Genomic DNA, 13,595 nt, shown 5'->3' with positions numbered 1-13,595 from the left:
CCCTGCCATGTCCTTGCCCAAACACGTTCGCCTGGTCGAAGTCGGCCCGCGCGACGGCCTGCAGAACGAAGCCCAACCTATCAGTGTTGCCGACAAGGTGCGCCTGGTGGACGACCTCACCGAAGCCGGGCTGAGCTACATCGAAGTCGGCAGTTTCGTTTCGCCCAAATGGGTACCGCAGATGGCCGGTTCCGCCGAGGTGTTCGCCGGTATTCGTCAGCGCCCAGGCGTTACCTATGCCGCCCTGGCACCCAACCTGCGCGGGTTCGAAGACGCATTGGCGGCCGGTGTGAAGGAGGTCGCGGTATTTGCCGCTGCCTCCGAGGCCTTCTCGCAGCGCAACATCAATTGCTCGATCAGTGAAAGCCTCACGCGCTTCGAACCGATCATGGACGCGGCACGCAGCCACGGCGTGCGTGTTCGCGGCTATGTGTCGTGCGTGCTCGGTTGCCCTTATGAAGGCAAGGTCAGCGCCGAACAGGTCGCACCGGTCGCCCGTGCCCTGCATGACATGGGCTGCTACGAGGTGTCGCTGGGCGACACCATTGGCACCGGAACCGCCGGCGATACCCGGCGCCTGTTCGAGGTGGTGTCGAAACAGGTGCCACGCGAGCAGCTGGCCGGGCATTTCCACGACACCTATGGGCAAGCCCTGGCCAACGTCTATGCCAGCCTGCTGGAGGGTATCAACGTGTTCGACAGCTCGGTCGCAGGCCTTGGGGGCTGTCCCTACGCCAAGGGCGCCACCGGCAATATCGCCACGGAGGACGTGCTTTACCTGCTGCAGGGGCTGGGCATCGACAGCGGTATCGATTTGGACCGACTGATTGCAGCCGGTCAGCGTATCAGTACCGTGCTGGGCCGAGCCAATGGTTCACGGGTGGCGCGGGCGTGCACTGCGGGCTAGTTCACACGGCTGTCACATTTGTGTGGGTGGAGTGTTACCGCCCCCACAAAAACCAGCAAAAAATCGGGTAACAGGGAAACAAATCGACAAAATCTCAGGTCACCCGCCACACGCCCAGAATGCCAACCTATTGATTTTAAAGGATTTTAGAAAGTTGGCACGCCACCTGCTATATCTTTGGCATAACAAGAACAAAAACGTGATACCCAATAAAAACAACAGATAACGGCTCTGACATAAAAAAAACAACACGGCAGAGGCGTAGCAAGCAGATTTTTTTGGAGTAGATACGCTTTTCAGGGGTTCGCCCCGCGGTCTGACACAGAACAATAAAACTACCTTCAGGTAGAGACGGTCAGGACCGGACCAGCCCTGGTGAAAGCAGATCAGCGCTCAAAAAAATACGTTTGCTCTTGACCCCGGATGGGGGTCGGCCGCAGTACCAAGACAGGCTAACAAAAACAACAAATGGTCGGTCTTCAATAATAAAAAAGAGCAAGCAACAACGCTTTGAGGGGAGCTCCGGCTCCCCTCAGTGCTTCCTGCCTTCGCCCTCCTCCTGCTTCGCCTCCTCATGCCCTTCGACCTTTTCCACCACCTTGGGCATCGTGCCCAGCACCAGTAGCGCCATCACCGTGCTTACCAGCGCCGTCACTTCTCGCCCCATGCCTGCCGCCGTGCCGATGGCAGCGGTCATCCAGAGTCCGGCAGCGGTGGTCAACCCCTTCACATGGCTGGTGTCCTGCCCATTGCCCTTGAGAATGGTGCCCGCCCCCAGAAAACCAATGCCCGCGACGATGCCCTGGATCACCCGGCTCAAGGCTTGCTCATCCGCCCCGGCCATCGCTGGTGCCAGGACAAACAGCGCGGCCCCAAGCGACACCAACATATGGGTGCGCACACCTGCCGATTTACCCTTGTGCTCACGCTCGAACCCCAGCACCGCCCCCAGCAATGCCGCCATCAGCAAACGCAGCAGAATCCGCGTCACCTCGCCTTCGTCGGTCACATCGGCAAATTCGGACTCAATGGCCAGCACCACAGGTCGCCACCAAGGTTCCATAACCGCCTCCCGCATCAGGCCACTCACATGAACGGTGGACCGCGCTGTGTGCCAGGAGTGCCGCCTACCGGCTGGCGAGCAACACGCCTGGCCATCTGATACGGTTTTTATTGCAAAACCTGAGTCTGTGCTGAAAACAGTTTGACGGCGATAGTGCAGCAACCCTGATGCAGGCCTGATGAGCACAGAACCATGAGCGAACGCATTCCCTTCGTCGAGATCGCTGCCCCGCGAAGCACCGCCAACCCCGTCGACAGCGGCATCCATACCCGCAGCTTCAAAGGTCTGTACCGCAACCTGCGAATCGTCTTCGCCGGCAGTCTGTTCGTGTTGTTCTTCGGTACCGCCTGGCTCGACTGGAACGGGCGCCAGGCCGTGCTGTGGGATCTGTCCAACAGCAAGTTCCACATCTTTGGCGCCACCTTCTGGCCACAGGACTTCATCTTGCTTTCGGCAGTTCTGATCATCTGTGCCTTCGGCCTCTTCGCCATCACCGTATACGCCGGCCGGGTGTGGTGTGGCTACAGTTGCCCACAGAGCACCTGGACCTGGCTGTTCATGTGGTGCGAAAAGGTCACCGAAGGCGACCGCAACCAGCGCATCAAACTCGCCACTGCGCCCTGGAGCCTGGCGAAGGCGGCCCGCCGTACACTCAAACACAGCTTGTGGATGGCGATCGGTGTACTAACCGGCCTCACCTTCGTGGGCTACTTCACGCCGATCCGCCCCTTGGCGGCTGAGCTGTTCACCCTGCAACTGGGGGGGACGGCACTGTTCTGGGTGCTGTTCTTCACTGCCGCCACCTACATCAACGCCGGCTGGCTGCGCGAGGCGGTGTGCCTGCACATGTGCCCGTACGCGCGCTTCCAGAGCGTGATGTTCGACAAGGACACCCTGGCCGTGGCCTATGACCCACGCCGAGGCGAGGCACGCGGGGCACGCAAGAAGGGCGCCGAGGCCCGCGCCCAGGGCCTGGGCGATTGCATCGACTGCACGCTGTGCGTGCAGGTCTGCCCCACCGGCATCGACATCCGCGACGGCTTGCAGATGGCCTGTATCGGCTGCGCCGCCTGTATCGATGCCTGCGATGGCGTGATGGACAAGATGGGCTACCCACGTGGCCTGATCGGCTATAAGTCCGAACACAGCCTGCAAGGCGGCACCACCCACTGGCTGCGCCCACGTCTGTTAGGCTATGCCTGCGCCCTGGTGGTAATGCTCGGCGCCTTGGTGGTGGCCTTGCAGGTGCGCCCGATGGTGTCGCTGGACGTGATCAAGGACCGCGGCCTGTTCCGGGAGAATGCCCTGGGCCAGATCGAGAACATCTACCTGCTGAAAATCATCAACAAGACCGAACAGACACAGCGCTATCGGCTGCGCCTGGACGACGCCGAAGGCTTTGCCTTGCAAGGCCCGGACGAACTGATCGTGCCAGCCGGGGAAATGAGCGAAGTGCCGGTATCGGTCGCCCTGCTCGCCGAGCGCCCGACCAGCAGCTCGCAGGCGCTGAGTTTCGTGGTTCAGGACAGCGACGAGCCCGAGGTGCGGAGCGTGGCCCAGAGCCGCTTCGTGGCACCGATGAACCGCTGATCCCTTACACTGCCCATTCACCTTGCCCGCCAGGCCACGACAAACAGCCACGATGAAACGCTACGAACGATTTGCCGACGACATCGCCGAACTGATCCGCACCGGGGTGCTCGGCCCAGGCCAGCGCGTACCTTCGGTGCGCTATGCCAGCCAGACCCATGGGGTCAGTCCGTCCACGGTGTTCCAGGCCTATTACCTGCTTGAGCGACGCGGCTTGATTCGTGCCCGGCCGCGCTCAGGCTATTTCGTCAACGCTCACGCACCGCGCCCGTTCAGCGAGCCGCAAACGCTACAGCCGCTCAGCGAATCCACCGAGGTAGATGTCAGCGCCCTGGTGTTCTCGATCCTCGAGTCGATCAAGGACCCCAACACCGTGCCGTTCGGCTCGGCGTTCCCCAGCCCCGAACTGTTCCCCTTGCAGCGCCTGTCGCGCTCGCTGGCCAGCGCCAGCCGCACGATGGACCCGCGCATGGTGGTGACCGACCTTTCGCCTGGCAACCCGCAGTTGCGGCGGCAGATCGCACTGCGCTACATGGTCGGCGGCCTGATGCTGCCCATGGAAGAGCTGTTGATCACCAATGGCGCACTCGAAGCGCTGAACCTGTGCCTGCAAGCCGTCACCGAACCCGGTGACCTGGTAGCCATCGAAGCCCCTGCCTTCTATGCCTGCCTGCAGGTACTGGAGCGACTCAAGCTCAAGGCGGTAGAAATTCCCGTGCAGCCACGCGAAGGCATGGACCTCGGCGTGTTGGCACAAACGTTGGACAAGCACCCGATCAAGGCTGTGTGGTGCATGACCAACTTCCAGAACCCCATGGGCGCCAGCATGCCCGAGGCCAAGAAGCAGGCATTGGTCGAACTGTTGCGCCGCCACCAGGTGCCGCTGATCGAAGACGATGTCTATGCCGAACTGTACTACGCCCAGCAAGCCCCCAAGCCGGCCAAGGCGTTCGACACCGAAGGCCTGGTGATGCACTGCGGCTCCTTCGCCAAGAGCCTGGCACCCGGTTACCGGATCGGCTGGGTCGCAGCCGGGCGATTCGCCCAGAAAATCGAACGCTTGAAGTTAATGACCTCGCTATGCGCCTCGATGCCCGCCCAGGCCGCCATTGCCGATTACCTGCAGCACGGTGGCTACGACCGCCACCTGCGCAAGCTGCGCTATGCCCTCGAAGGCCAGCAGGCCAACATGCTGGCGGCCATCGCCCGGTATTTCCCGGCGCAGACACGGGTCAGCCAGCCTTCCGGGGGCTACTTCCTGTGGCTGGAACTGCCCGAGCAGATGGACGCGCTGAAGCTGTTCCACATGGCGCTGGCCCAAGGCATCAGTATCGCCCCGGGGCCGATCTTCTCGCCGACCCGACGCTTCGGCAATTGCATTCGCCTGAACTACGGCAGCCCTTGGCATGATGGCGCCGAGCAGGCCATGGAGACACTGGGCCGCATCGTGCGATCCTTCTAGCCGCCACCATGACGGGCAGGCTACAGTGGGGCCATGCCCCACTGTCGGACGACCGCATGCCCTCTCGCGAATTGCTCCATTTGCGCCAGCAACTCGACGCACTGCAACAGCGCACCAGCCAACTCGAAGCCACGCTGGCGCAGCAACAGACGCTCGGTGATGGTCTCTATCGCTTCCTGTTCGACACCATGGACGAAGGCTTCTGCATCATCGAGTTCTTCGATGGCCCCCATGGCCCACTGAGCGACTATGTGCATGTGCTGGCCAATGCCGCCTACACCAAGCACGCCGGCATCCCCAACGTTGTGGGGCAAAAGCTTCGCCAGATGGTCCCCGACGAGGCCGATGACTGGGTGGAGCGCTACGGCGCGGTGCTGCGCACCGGCGAACCGCTGCACTTCGAGCAGGAACTGGTCGCCACCGGCCGTGTACTTTCGGTCACCACCTTTCGTGTCGAGCCCCCCGAGAAACGTCAGGTCGCGGTGCTGTTCAAGGATGTCACCGAACGCCGCAAGGCCGAGCTTGCCCTGCAGCGGCTAAATGAGGAACTCGAGCAACGGGTCAGCGAAGCACTGGCCGAACGCCGGCTATTTGCCGAGTTGATCGAGCACAGCGTGGTCAATGTGCATGTGGTCGACACCGACATGCGCTGGTTGGCCGTCAACCGCCAGGCCAAGGAAGACTTCCACAAACTGTATGGGCACACGCCGCAAGTCGGTGCGTCCATGCCGGCCCTGATGGGCGATGCCGATGACGACCGCGCGCGGTTCCTGCCAATGTGGCGTCGGGCCCTGGCAGGCGAGCGCTTCCTCGAAATGAGCGTCTTCGGCAGCGAGCACTACGTGCGCCACTTCGAGCTGCACTTCAACGCCTTGCGCGACCATGACGGCACGATCCAGGGCGCTTACCTGTTCGCCTACGACGTCACCGAGCGTTTCCAGGAGCAGCAACGGCGGCTAAAGGCCGAAGAAGCCTTGCGCCAGGCACAGAAAATGGAGGCCGTGGGACAGCTCAGCGGCGGTATCGCCCATGATTTCAACAACCTGCTCGGCGGCATACTTGGCGCCCAGGACCTGATGCGCCAGCGCCTGGCCCGGGAGCAGTACGACGACCTGCACCGCTTGCTCGACCTTTCCAACAGCTCGGCCAAGCGCGCCTCATCGCTGGTGCACCGCCTGCTGGCCTTCTCCCGCCAGCAAACCCTGCAACCACGTTCCACCCACATCACCGCGCTCGTGCATGACATGGAGGAATTGGTGCGCCGCTCCATCGGGCCATCGATTGAGTTGAGCAGTCGGTTCCATTCGCCCCTGTGGCCGGTGTTCATCGATCCACCTCAGCTGGAAAGTGCTCTGCTGAACCTGTGCATCAACGCTCGCGATGCGCTGCCTGCTGGTGGCACCATCGTCATCGAGGGCGAGAATCGGGTGCTGGATGCCGACCAGGCACGTGCAGTGGAGCTGCCTTCCGGTGAATATGTGTGCCTGACCATCTCGGACAACGGCCGTGGGATGACGCCGGAGGTGATGGCAAGGGCGGTGGATCCGTTCTTCACCACCAAGCCGATGGGCCAAGGGACGGGGCTGGGGTTGTCGATGACCTACGGTTTCGTGCGCCAGTCCGGCGGGCAAATGCGCCTGCGCTCGACCCTCGGCGAGGGCACCGAGGTAGCACTCTACTTGCCTCGCCATTACGAGCAGCCGGTTGCTTGCAGTGTCGAATCGGCAAGCAATCCGACAGCGTCCACACACCCGAGCGGCCAGCGAATCCTCCTGGTAGAGGACCAAGTGGCGCTGCGCATGGTGGTCAGCGAGGTGCTGGAAGAGCTGGGGTACCAGGTCGAGGCATTCGAAAACGGCCTGGCGGCACTGGATCATCTACAAAATGGCGAACGGCCCGACCTGCTGCTCAGCGACATTGGCCTGCCCGGCGGGATCAATGGTCGCCAATTGGCCGAGCGCTGCCGGGCCCGCTACCCGGACCTGAGCGTGCTGTTCATCACCGGTTACGACGAGAGTGCGGCGCTTAGCGAGGGGCAACTGCTCCAGGGCACGCGCGTTCTGACCAAGCCCTTCGAACTCGGAGCACTGGCTGACCAGGTGCGCCAGTTGCTCGACAATGGGCAGAAGTGACGGCGGGCTTAGCGCCCACCGCCGAGGTCAATGAAACTGCCGGTGGAATAGGACGCCCTGTCCGATAGCAGCCAGAGAATCGCCTCGGCGACTTCCTCGGGGTACCCCCCGCGCCCCATGGGCAGGCCCGGTTCGAGCTTGCTCACCCGCCCCGGGTCGCCGGACAGGGCATGGAAACCAGTGTGGATGTAGCCGGGCCGCACACCGTTGACGCGCACGCCCTCGCCCGCCACCTCTTTGGCCAGGCCGAGGGTGAAGGTATCGAGCGCCCCTTTGGATGCGGCATAGTCGACGTATTCGTTAGGAGAACCCAGGCGCGCCGCCACCGATGAGACATTGACGATGGCGCCGCCCTGACCGCCGTGGCGTCGGGACATACGCCGCAGCGCGTGCTTGGCGCATAGCATCGGCCCGACCACATTGGTTTTCATCACCTTGAGCAGGCGAAACTCCGACATGTCCTCGACCCGGCTTTGCTGGGCGATGGTGCCGGCATTGTTGACCAGCGCGGTGACCGGACCGAGATCGTGGTCGACCCGCTGGAACAACTGGATCACCTCATCCTCGACGCTGGCATCGGCACGCACGGCAATGGCGTCGGCGCCCAACGCCCGGACCTGGGCCAGAACGCTCTCGGCGGCCTGATCATCGGCGTGGTAATTGATACAGATACGGTAACCCTGCTTTGCCGCCAACAATGCCGTTGCGGCGCCGATGCCACGGCTGGCACCGGTGATGACGATAACGTTGTCCATGTCACTGCCAATCGCTTGGTTGGGAGTCACCGACAATAGGGGAAAAGCCTGCGCATGGGAATGCCTTGGGCACCGGCGCTTTTTCAGTAATCGAAGCGATCGACCGCACGCCGCCGTTCGTTGTCATCCCGCCGATCATAGCTGGCAGTGGTCTGGATGTTGGCATGGTGCGCAAGCTTCTGGGCAATCGACAGGTCGTGCTCTTCGATCACCCGGGTGATGAACGCACGGCGAAAATCATGGGGCATGATCTTGACCCCCACCTGGGCACCGCGTTGGCGAGCGATGTAGTAGATCGCATGCTTGGTGATGCGCGCGCGGGTGATGTGGTTGCCACGGCGGATACGGTTGAACAGGAACGGGTCGTCCGCAGCCCCCTCGGGCAACGCCTGGCGACGAAGGTCGAGCCAGGCCTGAAGCTTTTCGAAGGCCCAGGCTGGCGCGTACTTGACCAACTGCCGATTACCCTTGCCCACCACCTGCAAGCTGCGTTCGATGAAATCGACCTGTGTCAGGTCGATGTCCACCGACTCGGACTTGCGCATGCCGGTGCCATACAACAGCGCAATGATCGCCGCGTCACGCACGCCTTGTGGGCGTGGGTCGGCTGCACAGACGTCCATCAGTTCGCGAATCAGACTGCGTCGCAGGTTGCGCCCCGGTGGCAGACGGCTGCCGGTGTCTGGCTTGACTTCGCGGATTCGAAGCAGCCGCTCATGCTCGATCAACCCCTGGCGCCAGGCTTCGTTCATCACCCCGCGCACCGCATTGACGTACAACGACGAACTGTTCGGCGCGTAACCGTCCGACCGCAACGCGGCCACCAGACCGATGACATGCCCAGGCTCGAGCTGGTGCCAGGGTACATCGACGATATCGTAATCGACGAAACCAAGCCGGTCGGCGGCATCCTGGAGAATGTAGCGCATCGTCTGTTGGCTGGAGGGCGCCAGCCGGGCCAGGTACTGCAGCAGCGGGTTTTGCGTGAGGTCGGACAAAACGTGATCCTGTAGCGAAGCCCAGGGCGGCGTGACGCCACGCCAGGCGTGAAGCGAATCAATGCCATCACCTTGATATTCAAGGGGTTTGACGGTGGCACGGCCCATGATGGTACCCCATAGGCTATCGTGGTAGCCATGACTCCCCATCGCCGAGGCCGCATGGCGTTCCATCGACTGACCCGCACCCATCCCCGCCTGAGCATCGCCACCCTGGCAGGCGTTGTCGGCGCCTGGCTGGTTCCCGCCGACGACACCGTCCAGCAGGTGCTGATCGGCTGGAACATCGGCGTCTGGCTTTACCTGTTGCTGGTATTGTGGCTGACCTGGCGGGCCAGTCCCGATACCGTGCGCCGGGTCGCCCGCATCGAAGACGAGAACGCAGGCCTGGTGCTGTTCACCGTCTGCATCGCAGCCATCGCCAGCCTGGCGGCGGTCACCCTGCAGTTGGTATCCAGCCGCGGGCTGCACGGCAGCGACCTTGTCCTGCACTACCTCTATACTGGGCTGACCGTTGCCGGCTCCTGGTTGATGATTGGCTGCATCTTCAGCCTGCACTACGCCCGCCTGTTCTACACCGACGATGGCAAGGCACCGCCCCTGCGCTTCGCGGACAATGAATGCAACCCGGATTACTGGGACTTCCACTATTTCTCGTTCACCCTCAACGTGGCGGTGCAAACGTCGGATGTCGGCGTCGCAGGGCGGGCTTTGCGACGGGTAGTGCTGGCGCACTCATTGGTAGGTTTCGTGTTCAATACGGCCATCCTGGGGTTCACGATCAACATCGCCGCCGGGTTGCTGGGCTAGCGCACGCCAGGCACAAGCAGCGACACGGCGACAAACGTCCTCCAACTGACCAGTCTCCAGCACCAGCCCCATGCGTACATGCCCTGCCGCGCTGGGGCCAAAGGCATCGCCCGGTAGCAGCGCTACGCCCTCCTCCATTAGCAGACGCTGGGCGAACGCCTGGGCACTAAGCCCGGTCGCGCTGATGTCGAGCATGACGAACATGCCGCCTGAGGGCTTGTGAGCCCTGACCCCCGGGCAATCGGCCAGGACCGAGCACACCCGGTCACGACGCTGTCGATACGCTTCGCGCATCTCCCGCACCGCCGGCAGGTCTCCTTCCAACGCAACACAGGCTGCCTGCATCACAAACTCCGGCAAGCCGAACAGCATGGCCATGGCCAGGTTGGCCAAGTGCGCGGCGAGCGGGAGCGGTCCGACCACCCAACCGATTCGCCAGCCGCTCATGGCATGGGACTTGGACAGGCTGTCGATGATCACGCAGCGCTCGGCCATGCCCGGCAGGCTGGTCGGGTCGATCACCTTGCCCTCGAACAACAACCCGCTGTAGACCTGGTCGCACACTAGCCACAGGTCGTGCTCGCGGCATAGCTGCGCGAGTTGCGCCATGTCCTGGGCTGGGATGGCGACGCCGGTGGGATTGTGCGGGGTATTGAGCCACAAGCCCCGGGTACGGGGGGTGACGGCCCGGGCCACGGCCAGCGGATCGAGCCGGAACCCCTGCTCGGGGCTGACCGACACCACGACCGGTAGCGCCCCACAGGCGGCGAGTACCGCAGGGTAGGTAACGTACATGGGTTCGGCGACGATCACCTCGTCTCCCGCCTCGAACAGGCATTGGGCGACGGCGTACAAGGCACACTGCGCGCCCGCCAGCACCACCACTTGGTCCGCCGTGACTTGCGGGCCGCTACGCCGGGCAATGGCCTGGCGCAAGGCCAGGCTGCCGCGCACATCGCTGTAATGGGTATCGCCGCGGCGCAGGCTGCTGACCGCCGCCTCGACGATGGGTCTGGGCGTGTCGAAATCGGGGTCGCCCACCGACAGCAGGAAGATCTCTCGCCCTTCGCGTCGCAGGGCCTGAGCCTGATAATGGATGTCCCAGGCAGAGCTGGCGTCCCCGGCGATGCGTTGCGTGAGCGTGGAATAGCGCATGACTGTCTCCCTGTCTGCCCAGCCCGCACCGCTCGTCCGAAAACGCTGTGCGCCAACTGGGGTTAAACATAGCAGAGGCCACGGCTCAGCTAGCGGCAGGCCGCGAAGGAAAACGTTTGCCTGGACGTTAATAGCCCAATGGTAGGCATGACGGATCTGTGACCGCCTTCAAGCCTTCATGCAATTGTCTTGAGCGGCGCGGGACAATGGCGATCCAAGTGCTATGGTTAAGTTCCCGGCAACCGCGCATGCGGCCATCCAAACGAGGCGTCCAGGACTGGACAAGGAGGCTGGCTTGAACAAAATGACGTTCCCAAACGCCTGCCAGGTGATGCGTTGGCATTTCCATCCGCTGGGCTTCGAGGCCAGCATGGATGCACCGCGCAGCATGGTCGCCCGCCTGTTCGACCGCGCCACGGGGCAAACCCTGCTCGCCATTGCCGGTATCCCCTGCGCAGCCATCATGGCGGCCTCCGACGTGGAACGGATCATCGAAGCCGTCGAGGCCGAGATGGAGGCGTTCGTGCCTGCCATGGCACTGCGCGACGCAGGTTAAGCCACTGCGTCGCTCGCCTGACGCAACGCCTGCAGCTTGTCCATGAACTGCTCGGCCGGCACCGGCTGCCCGAGCAGATAACCCTGTAACGAATCGCACCCCAGACGGGTCAGAAAAGCCTGCTGGCGGTCGGTTTCCACTCCCTCGGCGACGATCCGCAGGCCCAACGCCTGACCCAATGCGACAATCGCCGAAACGATGGCCGCATCGTCGCTGTCTTGCTCCAGGTCGCGCACAAAACCTCGGTCGATCTTCAGCTCGTTGGCTGGTAGGCGCTTGAGGTACATCAGGCTGGAATAGCCAGTACCGAAATCGTCGATGGACAGGTCGACCCCCATGTCGGCCAGGCGCTGCAGTACCGTGAGGCTGGCATCGGCATCGTGCATCGCTGTGGTTTCGGTGATTTCCAGGGTCAGCCGGTTGGCCGGCAGGTTGTTTGCGCGCAACGCTCGGGCAACGCTGTCGACCAGCCCGGCATGGCAGAATTGAATCGCCGAGAGGTTGACCGCAATGCGCCAGTCCTCGTGCCCCTGCTCCATCCAGGCGCGCATCTGTCGGCAGGCTTCCTGCATCACCCATTCGCCGATGGGAATGATCAGACCGGTCTTCTCCGCCAGGCCAATGAAGCGGTCTGGCAACAGCAGCCCGTGCTGGGGGTGCTCCCAGCGCAACAGGGCCTCGGCACCGATGGGGCGGCAGGCCTGGGCATCGAACTTGGGCTGGTAATGCAGACGGAACTGGCCCAGCTCAAGGGCCACGCGCAGGTCCTGGAGCAGTTGCAGCTGCTGACGGGCATTGCTGTTCATCGACACGTCGAAGAAGCTGTAGCCATTCTTGCCGGCGCTCTTGGCGTGATACATCGCGGCGTCGGCATTACGCAGCAGTTCGTGCTGGTCCTGGCCATTGCCGGGATAAAGCACGATGCCCAGGCTTGCCGACAATTGCAGGTCATGTTCGGCAACGCGGAAGGGACGCGATACCAGGTTGACCTGCTTGACCGCCACGCCCATGGCATCGTCCGGTTCCTGAAGCTCCACCAACAGCACGAATTCATCGCCGCCAATCCGTGCCAGGGTGTCCTGGCTGTGCAGATGGCCTCGCAGGCGCGCCGCCACCTCCTTGAGCAGCTGATCGCCCACATGATGACCAAAGGCGTCATTTACCGGCTTGAAGCCGTCCAGATCGATGAACATCAGCGCAAAACAACCGCCCTGCTCCGCCACCTTGCGGATGGCTTGCTCGATGCGGTCGGCCAGCAGTGTACGGTTGGGCAAGCCGGTCAGGGTATCGTGCAGGGCCAGTTGGATCAGCTCCTGGTTGGCCCGTGTCAGCGAGCGGGCAAGCTCGGCCGTGCGCGCTTCCAGACGGGCGTCGAGCACCGAGGTGAGCAACGCTACCGACAGCACCGCCAGCGTGGTGATCAGCACCAGGTAGACCAGCCCGTCACCCTTGAGCCCCTCTGCCAACGCACCGCAGTAACTGCCTTCGGGAAAATTCGCCGCGGCCATGCCGGTGAAGTGCATGCCGACGATGGCGAAGCCCATGATGATCGCCGCCAGACCGCGAACATGCCGGACATAGGGGGTATGCTGGCGTAGCCGGAAAGCGATCCACAAGGCTGCCGCCGAGGCACTCGCGGCAATGGCCAGGGATGCGCTGAACAATACCGGGTCGTAGTCGATCCCTGGCAGCATGCGCAACGCGGCCATGCCGGTGTAGTGCATGAAGCTGATGCCGGCTCCCATGATCAGTGCACCGAACCCCAACTGCGTCCAGGGCAGGCTCGGCTGGCTGACCAGCCACAAAGCGAAAGCCGAGGACAACACGGCGATCAACAGCGAGAACGCGGTGAGGCCGAAGTCGTAGCCCAGCTGGATAGGTAGGCTGAAGGCAAGCATGCCAATGAAGTGCATCGACCAGATGCCAATACCCATGGCCAGCGCTCCGCCCACCATCCACAGATGAACAGCCCGGCCTTTGGCCGTGGCGATGCGCCCCGTCAGGTCGAGGGCGGTGTAGGACGCTAGAATCGCCACGCACAGCGAAATCAGCACCAGCGAGGAAGAGTAGCTACCGGTCAGCATCAGGAGTTCCAGCGTCGGGACGAAGGGCCCGGAAAAAGCTGACGATTGTACTCAAGCGTTAGCGAAACGCACGGGGTTTTTGC

11 protein-coding genes are annotated in these 13,595 nt (G+C 62.9%); 6 read left to right on the top strand and 5 right to left on the bottom strand.

Annotation, left to right across the window (positions count from 1 at the left end; translation table 11 throughout):
• Positions 1 to 7 precede the first annotated feature (7 nt).
• Positions 8 to 907, top strand: coding sequence for a hydroxymethylglutaryl-CoA lyase (locus P3R38_RS11410; RefSeq protein ID WP_277687149.1), 900 nt, complete (start codon positions 8 to 10; stop codon positions 905 to 907).
• 532 nt (positions 908 to 1,439) lie between these two features.
• Here P3R38_RS11410 and P3R38_RS11405 read toward each other — a convergent pair.
• Positions 1,440 to 1,970, bottom strand: coding sequence for an MgtC/SapB family protein (locus tag P3R38_RS11405; protein WP_023380360.1), 531 nt, complete (start codon positions 1,968 to 1,970; stop codon positions 1,440 to 1,442).
• A 192-nt stretch (positions 1,971 to 2,162) separates the two neighbouring features.
• Between P3R38_RS11405 and ccoG the strand changes: the two genes are divergently transcribed.
• From ccoG to P3R38_RS11390, 3 genes are read left to right on the top strand one after another with little or no spacing between them, the layout of a single operon-like run.
• Positions 2,163 to 3,560: a cytochrome c oxidase accessory protein CcoG gene (gene ccoG / locus P3R38_RS11400; protein WP_277687148.1), complete on the top strand. Its 1,398-nt coding sequence runs from the start codon at positions 2,163 to 2,165 to the stop codon at positions 3,558 to 3,560.
• A 52-nt stretch (positions 3,561 to 3,612) separates the two neighbouring features.
• Positions 3,613 to 5,022 carry a GntR family transcriptional regulator MpaR gene (mapR, locus tag P3R38_RS11395; RefSeq protein WP_023380358.1) on the top strand — a complete coding sequence of 470 codons (1,410 nt, stop codon included), beginning with the start codon at positions 3,613 to 3,615 and terminating at the stop codon, positions 5,020 to 5,022.
• A gap of 56 nt (positions 5,023 to 5,078) precedes the next feature.
• On the top strand, positions 5,079 to 7,154 hold the full coding sequence (locus P3R38_RS11390; RefSeq protein WP_023380357.1) for a PAS domain-containing protein: 2,076 nt from the start codon (positions 5,079 to 5,081) through the stop codon (positions 7,152 to 7,154).
• An 8-nt stretch (positions 7,155 to 7,162) separates the two neighbouring features.
• Here the strand turns inward: P3R38_RS11390 and P3R38_RS11385 are convergent, their stop codons facing one another.
• Entirely contained in the window at positions 7,163 to 7,909 is a 747-nt protein-coding gene (locus P3R38_RS11385; protein WP_023380356.1) for an SDR family oxidoreductase, read from the bottom strand.
• Between the two features lie 83 nt (positions 7,910 to 7,992).
• On the bottom strand, positions 7,993 to 8,907 hold the full coding sequence (locus tag P3R38_RS11380; RefSeq protein WP_023380355.1) for a tyrosine-type recombinase/integrase: 915 nt from the start codon (positions 8,905 to 8,907) through the stop codon (positions 7,993 to 7,995).
• A gap of 162 nt (positions 8,908 to 9,069) precedes the next feature.
• Between P3R38_RS11380 and P3R38_RS11375 the strand changes: the two genes are divergently transcribed.
• On the top strand, positions 9,070 to 9,717 hold the full coding sequence (locus P3R38_RS11375; protein ID WP_023380354.1) for a DUF1345 domain-containing protein: 648 nt from the start codon (positions 9,070 to 9,072) through the stop codon (positions 9,715 to 9,717).
• Here the strand turns inward: P3R38_RS11375 and P3R38_RS11370 are convergent.
• Positions 9,643 to 10,872, bottom strand: coding sequence for an aminotransferase class I/II-fold pyridoxal phosphate-dependent enzyme (locus tag P3R38_RS11370; protein WP_277687147.1), 1,230 nt, complete (start codon positions 10,870 to 10,872; stop codon positions 9,643 to 9,645). The genes P3R38_RS11375 and P3R38_RS11370 overlap by 75 nt on opposite strands.
• Before the next feature lie 295 nt (positions 10,873 to 11,167).
• Between P3R38_RS11370 and P3R38_RS11365 the strand changes: the two genes are divergently transcribed.
• Positions 11,168 to 11,428, top strand: a complete 261-nt coding sequence (locus P3R38_RS11365) for a DUF1652 domain-containing protein (protein WP_027907608.1) — start codon at positions 11,168 to 11,170, stop codon at positions 11,426 to 11,428.
• Here the strand turns inward: P3R38_RS11365 and P3R38_RS11360 are convergent.
• Positions 11,425 to 13,512: an EAL domain-containing protein gene (locus P3R38_RS11360; protein WP_023380351.1), complete on the bottom strand. Its 2,088-nt coding sequence runs from the start codon at positions 13,510 to 13,512 to the stop codon at positions 11,425 to 11,427. The two genes, P3R38_RS11365 and P3R38_RS11360, sit on opposite strands and share 4 nt — an antisense overlap.
• Positions 13,513 to 13,595: the final 83 nt, after the last annotated feature.

Source organism: Pseudomonas sp. NyZ480 (assembly GCF_029537255.1).
In the GTDB taxonomy this organism is placed as follows: domain Bacteria; phylum Pseudomonadota; class Gammaproteobacteria; order Pseudomonadales; family Pseudomonadaceae; genus Aquipseudomonas; species Aquipseudomonas taiwanensis.
The sequence above is the reverse complement of the archived record's forward strand: the minus strand, read 5'-3'. Positions and strand labels throughout refer to the sequence as shown.

Excerpts from the sequence above, each read along its gene's own strand:
- P3R38_RS11370 (WP_277687147.1), bottom strand. The coding sequence starts at position 10,872 with ATGCGCTATTCCACGCTCACGCAACGCATCGCCGGGGACGCCAGCTCT.
- P3R38_RS11360 (WP_023380351.1), bottom strand. The coding sequence starts at position 13,512 with ATGCTGACCGGTAGCTACTCTTCCTCGCTGGTGCTGATTTCGCTGTGC.
- P3R38_RS11385 (WP_023380356.1), bottom strand. The coding sequence starts at position 7,909 with ATGGACAACGTTATCGTCATCACCGGTGCCAGCCGTGGCATCGGCGCC.
- P3R38_RS11405 (WP_023380360.1), bottom strand. The coding sequence starts at position 1,970 with ATGGAACCTTGGTGGCGACCTGTGGTGCTGGCCATTGAGTCCGAATTT.
- P3R38_RS11375 (WP_023380354.1), top strand. The coding sequence starts at position 9,070 with ATGGCGTTCCATCGACTGACCCGCACCCATCCCCGCCTGAGCATCGCC.
- P3R38_RS11410 (WP_277687149.1), top strand. The coding sequence starts at position 8 with ATGTCCTTGCCCAAACACGTTCGCCTGGTCGAAGTCGGCCCGCGCGAC.
- mapR (WP_023380358.1), top strand. The coding sequence starts at position 3,613 with ATGAAACGCTACGAACGATTTGCCGACGACATCGCCGAACTGATCCGC.
- ccoG (WP_277687148.1), top strand. The coding sequence starts at position 2,163 with ATGAGCGAACGCATTCCCTTCGTCGAGATCGCTGCCCCGCGAAGCACC.
- P3R38_RS11390 (WP_023380357.1), top strand. The coding sequence starts at position 5,079 with ATGCCCTCTCGCGAATTGCTCCATTTGCGCCAGCAACTCGACGCACTG.